This is a genomic window from Pedobacter sp. Leaf132 (assembly GCF_920984695.1).
Classification (GTDB): Bacteria; Bacteroidota; Bacteroidia; order Sphingobacteriales; family Sphingobacteriaceae; genus Pedobacter.
The window spans coordinates 38,156-54,383 of sequence record NZ_CAKLBO010000011.1 but is presented as its reverse complement, the minus strand read 5'-3'; the positions used below and the strand labels follow the sequence as shown (position 1 = coordinate 54,383).

Here is a 16,228-nt window from a genome sequence, read left to right as displayed (position 1 = left end):
TTAAGGTTTTACAGTGATACAATATTATTCAACTACAGCTACAAAACCACCAAAAGGTTTAATAGTTATTTCAGTTGATTTTAATTGTAAATCAGTTTTTTTGAAAGAAAATTCTGAATCACCATCGGTAATTAGAGTGGCTTTATTTTTTCCAAATTGAGAAAGATCAATCGTAACTGTTTTATTTTGTTGCCCGCTGTTTATCCCGGCTAAATACCACTTATTGCCTGCTTTACGAGCCATAATAACATATTTACCAGGGTAACCATCTATAAATTTAATGTCAGTAAAAGATGCCGGGAAATTTTGCAGATGTGTTTTGATAAAATCCGGAACACTTGCAATTCCTTCTGGAGTTTCTGCCAAATGCTGTACACCCGACTGAAAAATTATAGGCAAAGCCAATTCAAAAACGCTGCTTGTTTTCCTATTTATATTCGGGATTTTTGTGAGAGTCATGGGTGTAAAATCCATCGGATCGAAAACATTCCGCGTAAAGGGAATTGTGGTGGCATGGTATGGCGCTTCATTTGCGTTATTTTGGTCGAACGTGATAAATTCCATACCTTTTATAGATTCCATTGTAACCAAATTTGGATAAGTACGCTGCCAACCTCTGGGTAAAGTAGCGCCATGGCAGTTTACGTTTAAACCGTATTTAGCAGCATCCTCAAAAATTTCCAGGTAATATTTAATCATGGATTGCCCATCACCGCCAAAAAAGTCTACCTTAATGCCTTTTATACCCATTTTTTGAAGCATGGCAAATTCTTTTTGCCTGTTAGCTTTTGTAGTGAGCTTGTTTTTCGGTGTATATTTAACGGTATTCCAATCTCCTGCAGAGTTGTACCATAAAATTAAACCTACATTTTTTGATTTAGCATAATCAGAAAGTTGCTGCATTTTCTCGAAGCCAATTTTTGTATCCCAATCCACATCAATTAAGCAATATTCCCATTTCATATCAGCAGCAAAATCTATAAACTTTTTTTGCACATCATAAGTAATGGAATTATCTTTCAAAATTATCCAGCTCCACGATGCTTTTCCTAAAGGATAATCGGCAGGATTGATATTTGGCTTTTGTGGATAGGCTAAATCTGTTCCCAGAGTAGATTCTGTTATTGTTTTTAAACTTCCTATGGTAAGAATTCTCCAGGGCGTAAACCATGGCGAAATAGATTCTGGTTTAACATTACCGCCTGTAAAAGCTTCACGCTCATCAGGAAAACCGATTTCGTAGTTTCCATCCGGAGAGTTTTGCTTTAAACGCGTTGCACAATAATTTCCATCTAAACCGGCTTCAGAAATTAAGACCCAATTATCACGATAGTGAAAAAGTGCCGGATAAACCCAACCTGCAGCACTTGGAGCGGCTTCGCCTACATTAATTTCTTTTTTATAATATTCTTCATAAGATGGATTTGTGCTTTCCCAACCTGTTTTTGCAACACTCATTGGCTGCAACCAGGCTTTAGTTTCAGCGAAGAAATTGTAAGAGGTTTGTTCTGATAAAATACGTTTTACCGCAGCATCTTTATCCGGAAAATGATATCGGAAAGCAATCCCATCGTTTGATACCTGAAAAATGATATCCAGTATTTTACCGGATGCAGTTTTTAAGTGAAAAATCCGTTTTTTAGCCTGATAATGATTGTTTAGTCGCTTTGCGTTTTTGAGCGTATAAGTATCGGATACATTTGTAATATTGGAAACCGATAAAAGCGTTAAATGTGACGAAAAATTTTCATCAGCTCTAACCAATCCCAGAGCAGAAGCTTCTAAAACCTGTTCATTTTTTTTAAAGATGGAATAGTAAGCTTTGCCATTGCTCATTTTAAATTTAACGGTAAGGTTGTTATCAGGACTTGAAACAGCATTGGAATTTTGAGCCTTTAAAATACCATTTGAGAAAAGCAACAGAAAGATTAGCGAAGTAAATTTATAAAACATAGTTTTTGGTTAAGGAAATGGTAATCGAGTATTGAGCTACTGATTTTTCCACCGAAATATTTGGTTAATCGAAGTAGCAAAATTTTAAAAGTATAAACAGGGGGTCAAATCACTTTTTAAGGGGGGTATTTTGGTAAAATGAATATTCGTGGTCTACATTTAATTAAAGGAATTGAGGTTGTAATATTTATGAAAGGTTTTTCTATGTTTCTTTACAAATTCTGAAGGCGTTAAATTAAATAGCTTCTGAAAGTGTGTTCTGAAATATTTTATATCATTAATGCCAACTCTAAATGCCGCTTCGTTAATATTTAAATTGGTATTGATAAGCAGTTCTGCAGCTTTCCTTAATCGTATAAAACGCACAAAACTACTTATAGACTGGCCTGAGGTTGCCCTGATTCGCTTGTAAAGATTAGAATGGCTCATACCTAAAGCTGAGGCTAAAATCTTCACATTAAAATCTTCTTCCATTATATTTTCTTCGATTATGGTGATGCACTTTTGAAGAAAACCTTTGTCTTCTTCAGATACTTTGTGCGCATCAGATTTTAAGGTTATTTCATTATAAAAATAAGATTGTAGATTTTGCCTGTTTTTTATAATTCCGTGAATTTTTGCCGTAAACAATTCCTTATCAAAAGGCTTTGTAATAAAATCATAAGCACCAACTTCAATCCCACTCAAGCGTACCTCATCACTTGGGTCGGCGGTGAGCAATATTACCGGTATGTGGCTTAATTCTGAATCTTCTTTAATGGCTTTGCAAAGCTCTATCCCATTAAGCACATCCATGTTCACATCAGAAATTACAATATCGGGCAATACTTCTTTACAAATTTTTAAGCCTTCAAGCCCGTTTATAGCCTTGTAGATTTTAAATTTATTCTGAAAAATCTGTTTTACATAGTCGATAATTTCCGTATTATCATCCACAACTAAAATGGAGTGTAAATCAGAAATAAGTAACTCTATGTTTTTTTTACTCTCGTTGCTTTCATAAATTTCTGATACTTCATCTTCATCTTGCGCAATAAGTTCGTTAACATATACCAAATGATTATCGGTATAAGCTGGCTCTACATTTTCTGTTGCTACACCAAGCGGCAACTCAATGCGGAAAGTGGTGCCAACATCTTTCAAGGATTCAAATTTTATTTTACCCTTATGCAATTCAACGAAAGTTTTAACCAGATATAATCCAATACCAAAACCAATTTTTAATGATTCTTTAACCGTTGCTTTGTAAAATTTATCAAAAACTTTTTCTCCAATTTCATTTGGTATGCCTGGTCCGCTGTCGCTTATATCAATATTTACTTTAGTATCGTTAGCAGAAATTTTTAACCTTACCGATCCATTCGCCGGTGTAAATTTCATGGCATTAGAAATTAAATTGAACAGGATGATTTCGAGTTTATCACGATCTGCAAAAATATCTATTGAATCATCTTCACAATCGAAAACGTAATTAATGTTATTGTTTTTAGCCATGTAGGCAAAACACAAGAAAATTTCGTGGGCAAATTTGGATAGATTAATTTTGCTCAGCTTTAGCTCCTCATTTTCATTCTCCATCTTTCTAAAAAGCAAAAGCTGATCTACCAAACTGAGTAAACGTTTAGAGTTGCGGTAAACTACAGTTAAGTCGTTTTTTTCATGCCCGGCTTCTTTTGCACTTAAAATATCCTTTATTGGATTTACAATCAGGGTTAATGGCGTTCTAAGTTCGTGGGAGATATTGGTAAAGAAATTAAGCTTCTTTTCGTTCAGTTCTTTCTCACGCTCCATTTTTAAATTGGTTATCTCCACTTCATGCTTAAGGTTTCGTTGTTTATTTCGATAACGCTGAAATACATAAATTACAGCAGAGATTAAGATAAGATAAATGGAATAAGCCCACCACGTTCTGTACCATGGCGGCAAAATCCTGATAATAATTGTTCGTTCGTTATTGGTCCAATTGCCTTCGGTATCGGTACTTTTTATTCTAAGTTTATACTCGCCCTCATTTAGCCTTGAGTAATAAGCCGTTGAGAGTTTGTTTACATAGTTCCAGTTTCTATCCCAGCCCTCCAGATAATAGGCATAAGCAATTTGATCCTGAAAAGAAAACTCGATTGCAGCATAATCTACCGATACCGCCAAATTATATGGAATTGATATCTGTTGAAGATCGACAATTGAGGTGTTTTTATAATTAGGATCTACATCAATCGGGACATTGTTTATCTTAAAATCAGTAAGTACAATTTTCGGCGTTCTACGATTTTGTTGAATTTTATCAGGATAAAAGATGTTAAAACCTTCTATTCCACCAAATAAAAAAGTCCCGTCTTTAGCTTTTAGTGCTGCATTATAATTAAACTGATTGCTCTGCAACCCATCAGATGTATAATAATTTTTAAATTTTTTCGACTTTAAATTATATTGAGAAATACCATTATAGGTGCTGCACCAAAGGTTGTCATTATCATCGGGCAATATATTTAGAACCGAACTGCTCGGTAATCCATCTTGTTGAAAATACCTTTTATACTTTCCAGATTGTGGATTAAAACAAAGCAAACCACCTCCTTCTGTACCTAACCAAAGCATATTATTCGAATCTTGAATAATTGCCCTGATGGCCATGTTAATGTTGTAATATTTATGTTTTTTAGAAAGCCTGTCTATCTTGATAAGCTGCGTGTAATTGCCTGCCCATAGATTTCCCTTACTATCTTCGATGATGCTATGTATGTCTTTTAATCGATTATCAAACAGCTCAAATTTATCTGTTGTTTTATTGTACAGGTATAGCGCACCTCCCCTAGTTGTACCTGCCCAAATGTTTTTCCTTTTATCCTGATAAAGTTTCCAAATATTAATGTCGTCTGTACCTTTTTCCGGATTGAAGCAGGCGTAATGTATAAATTTTGCTGATTTTTTATCAAAACGATCGATGCCCCCGCTAAAGCTACCCACCCAAACATTCTGTTTATCATCGCACAGAATGCTGGTGATAAAATCACTTTTCAACGAAGCATTATCGGCAGTTTTTGTGTAATTAACAAATGTATTTTGCTTTCTATTCCAAACACTTAAGCCGCCGCCATCTGTTCCAATCCAAATATTCTGCGTACTATCTTCGCAAAAAGAAAGTACAAAATTACTAATCAGCGAGTTTTTGTTAGCAGCATCATGTTTAATGGTTTGAAATTGCGCCGTTGTCTGGTCTATAATATTTACGCCGCCTCTAAGTGTGGCAATCCATTTTCTGTTCTGTTTATCCTGTATAACCTGCCCAATTGAATTACTGGTAACAGAGCCTTTTTCACGGCCTTGCAGAAAACTTTTTAGGCTATAATTCTGAGTATTTAAAACCCTAAGACCATTCCCATCTGTAGATACCCAGAGCTTATCATCTTTATCAACCATCAAATTCATGATATTATCTGATGACGGATAATTTTTTACAAGTGTTAGTTTTTTATCAACCTTATTAAATTGATAAAGCCCATGTTCTGAACCTAACCAAAGTAAGCCTCCATTTCCTTCGGTAATGCAGGTTAAATTTTTAATTTTTGCATCAACAACAGTTATGTTTTTAAGATTTGAATTATACCTGCAAAAGCCATAATCCTTTGCATAGAACCAAAGATTTTGAGATTTATCTACAAATAAAGCTTTAATTGCAAAGCGCTTATTTTTCTTTAGGTTGATGTTTTCGGCAAGGGTTTGGCCATTTGTTAAAATAAATAAACCATGCTCATCAGTAGCGATAAAAACATTTAAATTTTTATCAACCACAATGGCATTTACAGAAAACTGAAAATCTTTGAGCTTATTGTTTTCGCTGTACTTTAGGTTATGAAATTTAGAATCTGAATAATCATAATAAGAAACACCTTTTTGTGTGCCAATCCACACCCGGTTATGTTCTCCGTTAAGCGCCGTAATGTGGTTATTAATTAATGAATTTTCTTCACCCCAATTATTCCGAAATATTTTGAAATTATATCCATCGTAACGATTAAGGCCATCATAAGTTCCCATCCATACAAAACCAAATCTATCTTGATAAAGAGAATTTACAATATTGTTTGAAAGCCCATTTTCTACCCCTATATACTTAATAGATAGCGAGTTATTTTGAGCATTACTCTTACTAAGAAAAATAAACAGAAAAAGAAAGATGGAAAAATTCTTTATCATGGCTACTACAAGAGGAGATTTAAGTTTGGCTAAAACTCAAGATACAAAATAAATGTCTTCATGACGTAAATAAATTCCAACAAAAGAAATTCTGTGTTTGCTTAACATCTATCTACCGAGATAGAAAATTAAGTTTCCACCGTTGGTAAGTTGTTTGTGACTGATTTGATGATTCTTTAAAAGCTTGCCATTTAGCATAATCTTTGTAATAAATTGAGCTTTTTCTGCTGCTTTTACAACCGATATTTTTAAATGTTTTCCGCTATTAAAGTTAACATCAACTTTAGAAAATTGAGGTTTAGTTATTTGATAATTGCCAGAAACCGGATCTACCGGATAGAAACCCAATGCGGCAAAAACATACCAGGCAGACATTTGTCCGGCATCATCATTTCCACTTAAGCCTCCCGGACCATCGCTATATTCATCATTCAAAATTTTAGATACCTGAATTTGGGTTTTCCAGGGCGATGCGGTATAGTTATACAGAAAAGGAATCTGATGACCTGGCTCATTTCCATGCCAATATTCCTTTTTAATAAAGATAGAATCCAGTTGATTTTCGAGTTGTTTTGGACCTCCCATTAATTTTGTAAGTCCAGGCATATCATGCGGCACATAAAAAGTATATTGTCTGGGCGTACCTTCGGTAATATAGGGTTCACGCCTATCGGCATTAAATGGCGAATACCAATTGCCATTTGCAAATTTACCTCTAACCATAGCAACAGCAGGGTCAAAAACATTTTTATAATTCTCAGACCTTTTCTTCAGCGCCAAATAATCTTCTGTATGATTTAAATCTTTAGCAATTGTAGATAATGCATAATCATCATAAGCATATTCCAATGTTCTGCTAACCTGCTCTTTTTTATGAAATGCATCCGGAATGCCATCATCCATTGGTATAAATCCATATCTTAAATAGCTATTAATGCCTCTTCTACCTTTACCATCGAGGTATTTTGTAGAATCGGGCATTATAAATGCATTCTGCCGCATTAGTTGATAAGCATCATTAACATTATAATCTCTAATGCCTTTATTGTAAGCCGATGCCAAAAAAGCGGTACTATGGTCGCCAATCATTGCAGCGGTATAACTATTCCAACATGGAAAAATAGGTAACCAGCCACCTTGCTTACCTTTTAAAACAAGAGACTTTGCAAAGGCGTTAGCCAAATCAGGTTTTAACAATTCTACCAAAGGTAACTGCGCCCGATAAATATCCCACATGGAGAAATCATCATAATAATTTCCCTTATCCATTACTGCTCTTTGGTAATTACCAGAAAATACCGGATAGCCACCATCTACATCATTAAATAATCGTGGATGTTGTTGCGCATGGTACATTGCGGTATAAAAAATTCTTTTCCTCTTTTCATCTTTATCAGAAACTGATACTTGCGAAAGCGATTTTTGCCAATCAGCTGTAGTTGCGGATACAACCTTTTCAAAAGAGCTATCGTTTATTTCTTTCGCTAAATTTAATTTGGCAGAAGCAATGCTGGTAAAGGATGTTCCGGAATAGATGAGTATGGTTTCGCCTTTTTCGAGTTTGAATCCCACATAAACACCTAAGTCTTTTTTGTTACTAATGGATTGAGTTTCATAAATTTTATCTTCAGCGAATACACCACTTATAGCAAATTGCTTTTTAATGCTGATGTAGAAATAACCACTAAAACCTGCCGGTTGACCTGTGCCTTGATAAATCCGGTGCACCGGATTTTCTCCTGAGATTTCGCCGCTTGCTTTATTTACTTTGATAGAACCTTTGTTTTTATCGCTGTTTGGCGTGATTAAAATATATACACTATCTGTTTTAAGCGCCGTAATTTTCATCACGCCGCTGCGTAAAGTTGCGCTTAGCTCTACATTGAGATTATAATTAGGCAAATTAACCTTGTAATAAGATGGAGTTGCTACTTCACCGTTATGCGTATAATCTGCTGCATAGCTTAAGGCATTAATTTTCAATTTACCCGAAATTGGCATAATGGTAAAACTTCCATAATCTTGCGTGCAAGAGCCACTAATCCAATGGCTTGCCCTAAAACCATAGATTTTTTTGTTGTTATAATAATATGGAGCAAGGCATTTAACCTCGGTAAGTTGCGTTTGGGGCGTCCATTGGGTCATTGCAAAAGGTGGCGCCACTGCAGGAATGGTATTGGCCAGGCGCTCGGTTTTATCTTCTATATGCTGGCTTGCTGGCGTGGTACTGGCAGATGTACCCGAAAATGGCTGCACATATTTAACCAAATTTTGCTGCTGAGCACTAACAGCAGCGCAACATAAAATACTAAACAACTGACCAACAATGCAATACCAAAAAATATTACCTAATCTAGCTGATGTAGTTTGATGTACCTTTTTACGCATAGTATGATAATTAATCAATTTAAAGCTTTTTAACCGGCAGTTTTATATTATCCGGAAATTTGGAGTTATCAATAGATAATTTAGGTGTATCCTTTACTAGAATTACATTTTCATTAGCGTTTTCTGAAATATTTAACCCATTAATACGAATGGCATCAGCATCATCAAATGCCATTGCCGGTCTAAAATCTGATGATTGATAAGTAAACCTGACATTATTAAAGGTGATATCTTTTGCATGCCTAACATAAAACCCCCATGATGGCAATTCGCCAAACATATTAAATTCCGGGTAGCCCGCTATGTTTTCATCAACATTGTTAAGCTTATCATTTGAAATGAATGCGGTTTCTTTATTAGAACCACCGCCGTAGGTAACGTCAATGTTTTCGAGCGTTACATTTGTGATGTAATGCCCCGGTATGCCGACAATTGATGCTGGCAACAAATTATGAGGGGCAGATTTTGGCAAGGGACCTTCTATCGGATATCCAGCATCTGGTTTTGCATTTGGAATAGTTGCTTTAACATTTGCAATTCGGATATTTTTTACTGTGCTGTAATTATCAGTTTTGTTTCTATGCCCAAGGCGAATAAAAATGGCATTACCTATGTAATTTCCAATAACACCATCTACATCTACCCCATCTATAAAACCCCCATCAACTGCTTCTAAAGCAATAGCCGAACGATATGTATTATAAACAAAGATATTTTTAACCTTAATATTTTTGAAACCGCCATAAGAACCGGTACCAATTTTAAATCCGTTTGCGCTCGATCTTATCTTGCAGTTTTCTACATAAATGTTTTCGCAAATACCAGGCATGCCTTCAGATTTTAAGCAAATGCCGTCATCAGCTGCATCAATTTCGCAGTTTGTAATCTTAACATTTTTTGAGTTTACAATGTCGATACCATCATTGTTCCAATAGGCTGTGCTTTCTATCTTCACACCATCTACAACTACCTCATTGCATCTTACAAAATCCTGAACCCAACCTGCGCTATTTTTTAATGAAACATTTTTAACGCTTACATATTCGCAGTTTATAAAAGTAACAAGTTTTGGCCTGCTTTTCTCTGAGGGCCGTTTTGCAACCCAGGTTTCATCCTTAAATTTACCTTCATGCAATAAGGAGATTAGATTTTTGACCACTTCAGCACCTCTGCCGTTTATTATTCCTTTGCCAGCTATCGAAACATTTTTCTGTCCGTTGGCCGATATTAAGGCTTTGGCAGAGTCGCTTCCATAATGCAAACGATTTGTGCTTCCTAATAACTCTGCATGCTCACTTACAAAAAGGGTTACATTATTTTTCAACTCAATTGCTCCGGTAACAAATTGCCCTTCTGGGATGTAAACCTGCCCGCCAGATTTTGAAGCAGCATTTATTGCTCGTTGTATAGCTTCTGTATTTACATGCGACAGACCTGTTTTTGCACCAAAATCAATAATGTTATAGACCTTATTTTGTGCATTAAGGCATAAAGCGCTCACTAAGAATAAAATGATTATCTGAATTTTTTTCATCAAATTTTATTGATTTATTGATGCGCCGCAGCAATAATTTTGCGATATTTTGTATGTAAAGCGATTGCAGTTTGTACGGGATTACCAACCGTATTTAGTGGATAATCTTTTCGCATGTTAACCCACTTCCATTCCCATTTACTTACCTCATCGTTAAATTGCGCTATATTAATTGGCTTTTTCTGTTGTATAGAATGTTCCATTTTGCCGAAAAATAGTTCCCAACGCGGTTTATAGAAATCGTTTAATAAGCCACTCCATTGCCTGCATGCGTATTCATTTAACGGACTTTTTGCATCGCCCCAAAGTGTAATTAAATCTTTAGCATTCATTTCATATAAAGCCTTTTCTTCAGCGTTATTGCCCCAGGCTCTTGCCTGGTTTACCCACGGACCAAGCATAAAATCTTTACGTGTGGCTAAAAGCTTATCCATATCACTTATCAAATCTAAAAATTTGGCTTTTTCTATTTGATAAGTTTTTAAATCGCCTTTTTTATAAGCCTCTACAAATTTCCTATGAACGGGTAAAGCGTAATTTGCAAGCACTTGTCTGGTTACATCAACAATATCATATTGAAAACCATCACTCGTTTTACAAGCTGATGAAGCTTTTACAAACTCATCCCAGGCTGGTAATAAATCTTTTTCATTATAATTTAAAGTAGTTTTTGCCCATCTGGTTAGCGAATCCAGTGTCGGGCGGGCTTGTATTATAGATTCAGCACCATCTCTAATGTATTTATCTTTTGGCACTGTATAAACGGTTTTTCTTAAAATATCCCATGCTTTAACTGCATTAGCGTTTTCAGTGCCGTACCTGTTTCTAACAAATTTTGGCAACCAGGTGTTAACATTAATCGGGGTAGATTGCCAGGTATTGGCCATCATTAATTCATAAAGTACCGGGTTTTGCTCAATCCCTTCCATACTTAAACCAATACCACTCATTTTTCCGCTTTGCGGATTGTTAAGTGCATCGGCAGGCTCGGTAGCAACCACATCCATGCGACCAAAAAGATTTGTATTGCCGCCAAAATTGTGCAGCATATTCCAAATCCAGGGTTTACCATAAAATCCGTTTGTACGTTTCCAAACGGGTTCTATTTCTGTGGCTAAATCTAAAAGAATCATTTTATCATCTGGCACAGCTTTTAAAAGGGCTTCCGTTTGAGGGTCTTTCCAGAATTTTCTATCGCTGTAAAAAAGCCAGCCTTGCATCACCCAAACGGCTTTAGGATCTGCGGCAGACATGCCCGCATAAACTTTTGCAGTAAGTTTGCTCAAATATTCTGGCTCAGAAGATGGTGGTTCATTTTCATTAAAAGTATCTGCAGAGTACAAATGATCTGTTCCTAACATTTCCGTTTGTTTCAACAAAAATTTCTTACCAATTTCAGCAAACATCGGGTCTTCGGCATCCAAAATATAGGTATCTGCAAAACCGTTAGTCCAGTTTGTGGCTTTCAATTTCGCATTCGGAAATTTATTTTTAAATGCAGCCGGAACGTGACCCGTAAATGCAGGCAATACAGGTTTCATACCTAAAGCCCGTTGGCGGTTTAGTATTTTCTTTTGTAATTCGAAATGGCTTTTCATCCAGCTTACAGGAAGCGGACCACCCCAACCATCAATATTGCCCATCCAAAACCACGAAAAATAAGCAGGGCCTGTAAAAAATCCCTTCAGTTCATCGTCAGAAAAACCCATTTCTTTGTACAATAAATACCAGGTATATTCTTCGCCGGTAATGGCTAAAGGCATGTTAATACCATGTAGGGCCATCCAGTCTATTTCCTTTTCCCATCTTTCCCAGTCCCACCAGCTCATGCTGTAATTAAATGTGCAATAATTTAGGTAATAGCGGTACTCATAAGGCGTTAGTTTCCTAACTTTTTTACCAAGCAAAGGTAGCTTAGCGGGCAATTTTAAATTAGTGCCATTCCATGTAATTTGGCAATGCGCATATTCTGTTAAATAATGATAAAATGCAGATGCAATGGCTACTCCACTACTCCCCCTTAAAACAATTTTATTTTGTTTGCTTTCGATTTCGAAAACGTCTTTACCATTTTCTGAAGCTATGCTTTGTGTAGTAAAATATTGATGGTGTTTTGGCAAAACACGCTCAATAAGCTGATTAGAAGCGGTTAAAAAATCCTGCGACCATGTTTTACAAGAAATGAAGGTGAGCAGAGAAACGGATAATAATATTCTGTATTTCATATTTTTAAAAACCACTTTTTATCGTACAAAAATTTTAATAAGCAAATTTGAATAATGAAAACGCCGAACCATAACGCAGCTTGGTGATAATCATCAGCTAAAAAATTAATAAGGCCACCAAACACGAAACCAGAACTAGATTCGAAATTGAAGAGACCATGAGCGCAAACATAAATTAATATAGAATTTGTACCAATCCAAACAAAAGGCAGGCTCCATTTATAAATAGATTTTACATCGATGGTGTAATAAAATAGTGCAAAAATTAAGATGCTAAAACCCCCAGCATAGAGCACGAAAGAACTTGTCCACATGGTTTTATTAATTGGAAAAACTAAGCTCCAAACTAAACCTAAAATAATACATAAAATTCCGGCAAGTGCCATAAACATTGTTTTTTTTGTAGGATTTACTTTTGGCAAATCAGCCTTTAAAAATGTACCTGCAAAAACGCCCATCATTGCAGAACAAATGGCGGGTATTGTACTAAGCAACCCTTCCGGATCATAAAAAACCCTGTGCAGCTTGCCCGGCAGAAATAATCTATCAACATAAGCTGCGAGGTTGCCTTCGGGTGTTAAAACCCCGCTTCCAAAACCGGGCACAGGTACAAAGATCATTAGCAGGTAATACCCTAACAAAATACCAATGAACCAGTAAATTTGCTTTTTTAGCGAGCTGTTTAAATAAATTAGCGCAGCAAAAAATGTAGAAAGCCCAATTCGCCCTAATACACTTGCAAAACGGGTGTTTTCATATCCGTTAAATTTAAATAAGCCGTTTATAATTACACCAAGTGTGATAAGGATTAAGGTTCGCTTTATTAAGGCGTAATATATTTTTTTAGAATTCTGTTCTTGCGGATTTTGAAGATATTTATGATAAGAAAAAGGCATTGAAACTCCGGATATGAAGATAAAAAGCGGGAAAATCAAATCATAAAAAGTAAATCCATTCCAAACAGAATGGTGCAATTGATTGCTTACACCTATAAAAAACTTTTCGAAAAAAGATAGCGAATTATTGGTGCCAATAGTCCAATCAGTTGCATTACGAACCAGTCCGTTTTTTTTCATAATGGCATCTGCAATGCCATGAAAAATGCCTTCGCCATTTACAATCCAAAACATATCAAAGCCCCTTAAAGCATCTAAAGAAATTAATCTTTTTGGCTTAGCACCTGATTCTGTTTTAGCTGTTTGTTCTGAATTCATTTTATGGTTTTAACGCAGCAAGCTGCCGTTAAAGATTATTTAGTAATTGTAGTATTATAAATTACTTCGCCTTCATCATTAATGGTTTGCACTTTAATTTGATTGTTGGTTACGCTAAATAAGAAAAATCCATATTCAGAGGCGACCATTTCGGCATAAGGAATTAGTTTTACAGCTGTTTTTTCTGAAGCTGCACCCGATATAAAATGGTGAGTTTTCCCGGCAGGCTTAATGTGTTGCAAACTATGCTCATGCCCGGTTAAATAAACATCAACATCATATTTTTTTAATGTAGATTCTAATGATGAACGAACGGCTTTTGTATCGTAACCTTCGGTTCGGCTGCCGCCTGTATATATTGGATGATGACCAACCACAATTTTCCATTTTATGGATGGATCAGCTTCGCTTAGTGTTTTGGCCAACCATTTCTTTTGTGCAGTAGTATCTTGTCCTTTAACATTCGGGCCATATTCTGCGTTGTTGTAAAATTCCTTTATTAATGGATTTGTATCGATAAAGGCAATCAGAACCTGATTATTTACATCACCGTTTATCGGGAATTTCTTTGCGTAATAGCGAGCCGGCATTTTCCATCTACGACTAATTTTTGAATATTCTACCTGTGCATCGGGATTTGATTTATAATCGTGATTTCCTAAAACCACGTACCAATCCCATTGAAGAGAGAAATCTGTGTAAATATCTTCAAAAGATGTTCTAAAAAGCGGATCTTGGGCACTAATCACTCCACTAGGGTAAAAATTATCGCCAGTAGAAATAATGAATTGGGCCTTAACATCTGTAGCGGTTATGCCCATTTGTTTGGCTACTTGTTTCTGATGGTCGGCGCCATTACGTCCCCAATCGCCCATGGCAATAAAATTAAGTGCTGCTGGTTCTTTAGCAATAATTTTAGGATAGGCTGAATTTGCTGGTGCAGATTTTAATAAAACCTGTGCATTTGCAAAAACACACATTAGCGAGAAGGATAATACAAGTAGTGGTTTAATCATAGGTTTAGTTTGGGATGTGATTTATAAAATATAAAAATCATAAAAAAAGTTATTTCCCCAATAAGAATCGGAGAAATAACTTTTAAGAAAAAAGGATTAATTATATCCAGGATTCTGTTTTAGTTTCGGATTTAAAATTAGTGCCGAAGCAGGTATAGGCATTAAACGGTGGTAGGTCTGTGCATCGGTTTTGAAACCCCATGTACCTTCATATTTACCAAAACGAATCATATCATTACGGTGCCAGCATTCCCAAGCCATTTCTCTGCAACGCTCTTTGTACAAATCTTCCAGCGTAACTGATGTCCAGGCTGGCGAAGTGGTACGAACCGCTCTTAATTGATTGACTAATGATAATGCAGTTTGACCTTGAGTAGGCGTAGCTCCGCGAAGAATCGATTCAGCTTTCATTAACAAAATATCTGAATATCTGAATACAGGTACATCATTGTTTTGATTTCTGCTGGATGAAGTACTGTCACAATAGAATTTATTGTTTCTGTATCCCATGTTCCACGCAATTTCATCATTTCCAGCATCAAATGGTCTCGCTGCATCTCTAAGTGTAACTGCTGGCGTAATATCAACCTGGTAAGTAAGTGCAGCAGAACCATCTGCTCCGGTATAAAACTGATCATAACCTTTTTTTGTTGTTGCTACAGTTACTGGTCTGCCATCGTAAAAAGTCTGCAATCCTTTAATCCATTGAGCATTTCTTTTGTCATTCGCATCATTAAAATTAGCGTAGTATTCTGGCAAAGTGCTCATTGGTGCACTAGGTGTAAACTTTAAGCTAAATTTTTGTTGTAAAGAACGAGGTAGCGAGTAACGCGAATAAATCATATTACCACTGCTAAAACCCGGATCGAAAGGAATAGCAAAAATGAATTCTTTAATTTGAGGTCCATTATCGATGAAAAACATTTTTCTGTAATCGCTTTCTAAACCGTAAGGATTACCGGATGCAGTAATAATAGCATCACATGCAGCTACCGCTTCGTTATACTTTGGTGTTCCAATATATACTTCAGCATTTATATACATTTTTGCTAAAATAGCATAAGCCGTGTATTTGTTTGGCCGACCATAAGTTGCAGCACCAGTTGCACTGCTTAAATTTGGTAGCACCTCTTTAAGTTCAGTCTCAATAAAACTGAATACTTGAGCTCTGGTTTTAGTTTCTGGTGGGGTTGTTTCTCCAAAAGTGGTCACCACTGGTATATTTCCCCATAAATCCATCATCATAAAGAAAGCTAAAGCTCTTGTTGCTCTTAATTCTGCTATCGCAGATGTTTTGGCAGGCGATTCAGCAGCATCTTTAAGTAAAAATAAACTTTGATTTGCTTTACTTATCGTTCCCGATAGCCAGCCCCAACCACTACCAACGTGTCCGTTATCTTTAGTCCATGTATGTTTATGATGGTTTTCAAAAACACCACCATCGTACCAGTTACCTCCACGAGCCGGCATAATAGCTTCATCAGTACTTAAAGACTGCATGAAGAAATAGTCCGTACTCCAGTTTTGACGTAGTTGAGTGTAAACCTGTCCAGTTAATTGAATATAATGCTGTTCGGTTTGTGGAAATGTTTCTGGAGTAAGTTGTGTCTCCACTTTCAAATCCAATTTATGGCAGGAAGTTAGTACGCCTAGCGATAAAGCTGTTCCTGCGATGTATTTGATAAGATTTTTCATCTTCTT

At 36.1% G+C, this 16,228-nt stretch carries 8 protein-coding genes; all 8 read right to left on the bottom strand.

The genetic code is table 11. From position 1 onward, the window contains the following. Positions 1-24: 24 nt before the first annotated feature. The 8 genes from LUA86_RS16810 to LUA86_RS16775 all read right to left on the bottom strand — a co-directional run bounded on the left by LUA86_RS16810 (position 25) and on the right by LUA86_RS16775 (position 16,222). Positions 25-1,953 carry a glycoside hydrolase family 97 protein gene (locus LUA86_RS16810; protein ID WP_231464932.1) on the bottom strand — a complete coding sequence of 643 codons (1,929 nt, stop codon included), beginning with the start codon at positions 1,951-1,953 and terminating at the stop codon, positions 25-27. A gap of 159 nt (positions 1,954-2,112) precedes the next feature. Continuing rightward, positions 2,113-6,150: a hybrid sensor histidine kinase/response regulator transcription factor gene (locus LUA86_RS16805; RefSeq protein ID WP_231464930.1), complete on the bottom strand. Its 4,038-nt coding sequence runs from the start codon at positions 6,148-6,150 to the stop codon at positions 2,113-2,115. Positions 6,151-6,258: 108 nt separating this feature from the next. Next, positions 6,259-8,538 (bottom strand): GH92 family glycosyl hydrolase, encoded by a 2,280-nt coding sequence (locus LUA86_RS16800; RefSeq protein ID WP_231464928.1) that lies wholly within the window; start codon positions 8,536-8,538, stop codon positions 6,259-6,261. Positions 8,539-8,557: 19 nt separating this feature from the next. Then, on the bottom strand, positions 8,558-10,072 hold the full coding sequence (locus LUA86_RS16795; protein ID WP_231464926.1) for a glycoside hydrolase family 28 protein: 1,515 nt from the start codon (positions 10,070-10,072) through the stop codon (positions 8,558-8,560). 14 nt (positions 10,073-10,086) lie between these two features. Further along, positions 10,087-12,297, bottom strand: a complete 2,211-nt coding sequence (locus LUA86_RS16790) for an alpha-N-acetylglucosaminidase (RefSeq protein WP_231464923.1) — start codon at positions 12,295-12,297, stop codon at positions 10,087-10,089. Next, a complete protein-coding gene (locus LUA86_RS16785) occupies positions 12,294-13,511 on the bottom strand; it encodes an acyltransferase family protein (RefSeq protein ID WP_231464921.1) in 1,218 nt (405 codons plus the stop codon). Before LUA86_RS16785 ends, LUA86_RS16790 begins: the two co-directional genes overlap by 4 nt. Before the next feature lie 35 nt (positions 13,512-13,546). After that, on the bottom strand, positions 13,547-14,527 hold the full coding sequence (locus LUA86_RS16780) for a tartrate-resistant acid phosphatase type 5 family protein (RefSeq protein WP_231464919.1): 981 nt from the start codon (positions 14,525-14,527) through the stop codon (positions 13,547-13,549). Between the two features lie 96 nt (positions 14,528-14,623). Continuing rightward, entirely contained in the window at positions 14,624-16,222 is a 1,599-nt protein-coding gene (locus tag LUA86_RS16775) for a RagB/SusD family nutrient uptake outer membrane protein (protein WP_231464917.1), read from the bottom strand. Between the last annotated feature and the right edge of the window lie 6 nt (positions 16,223-16,228).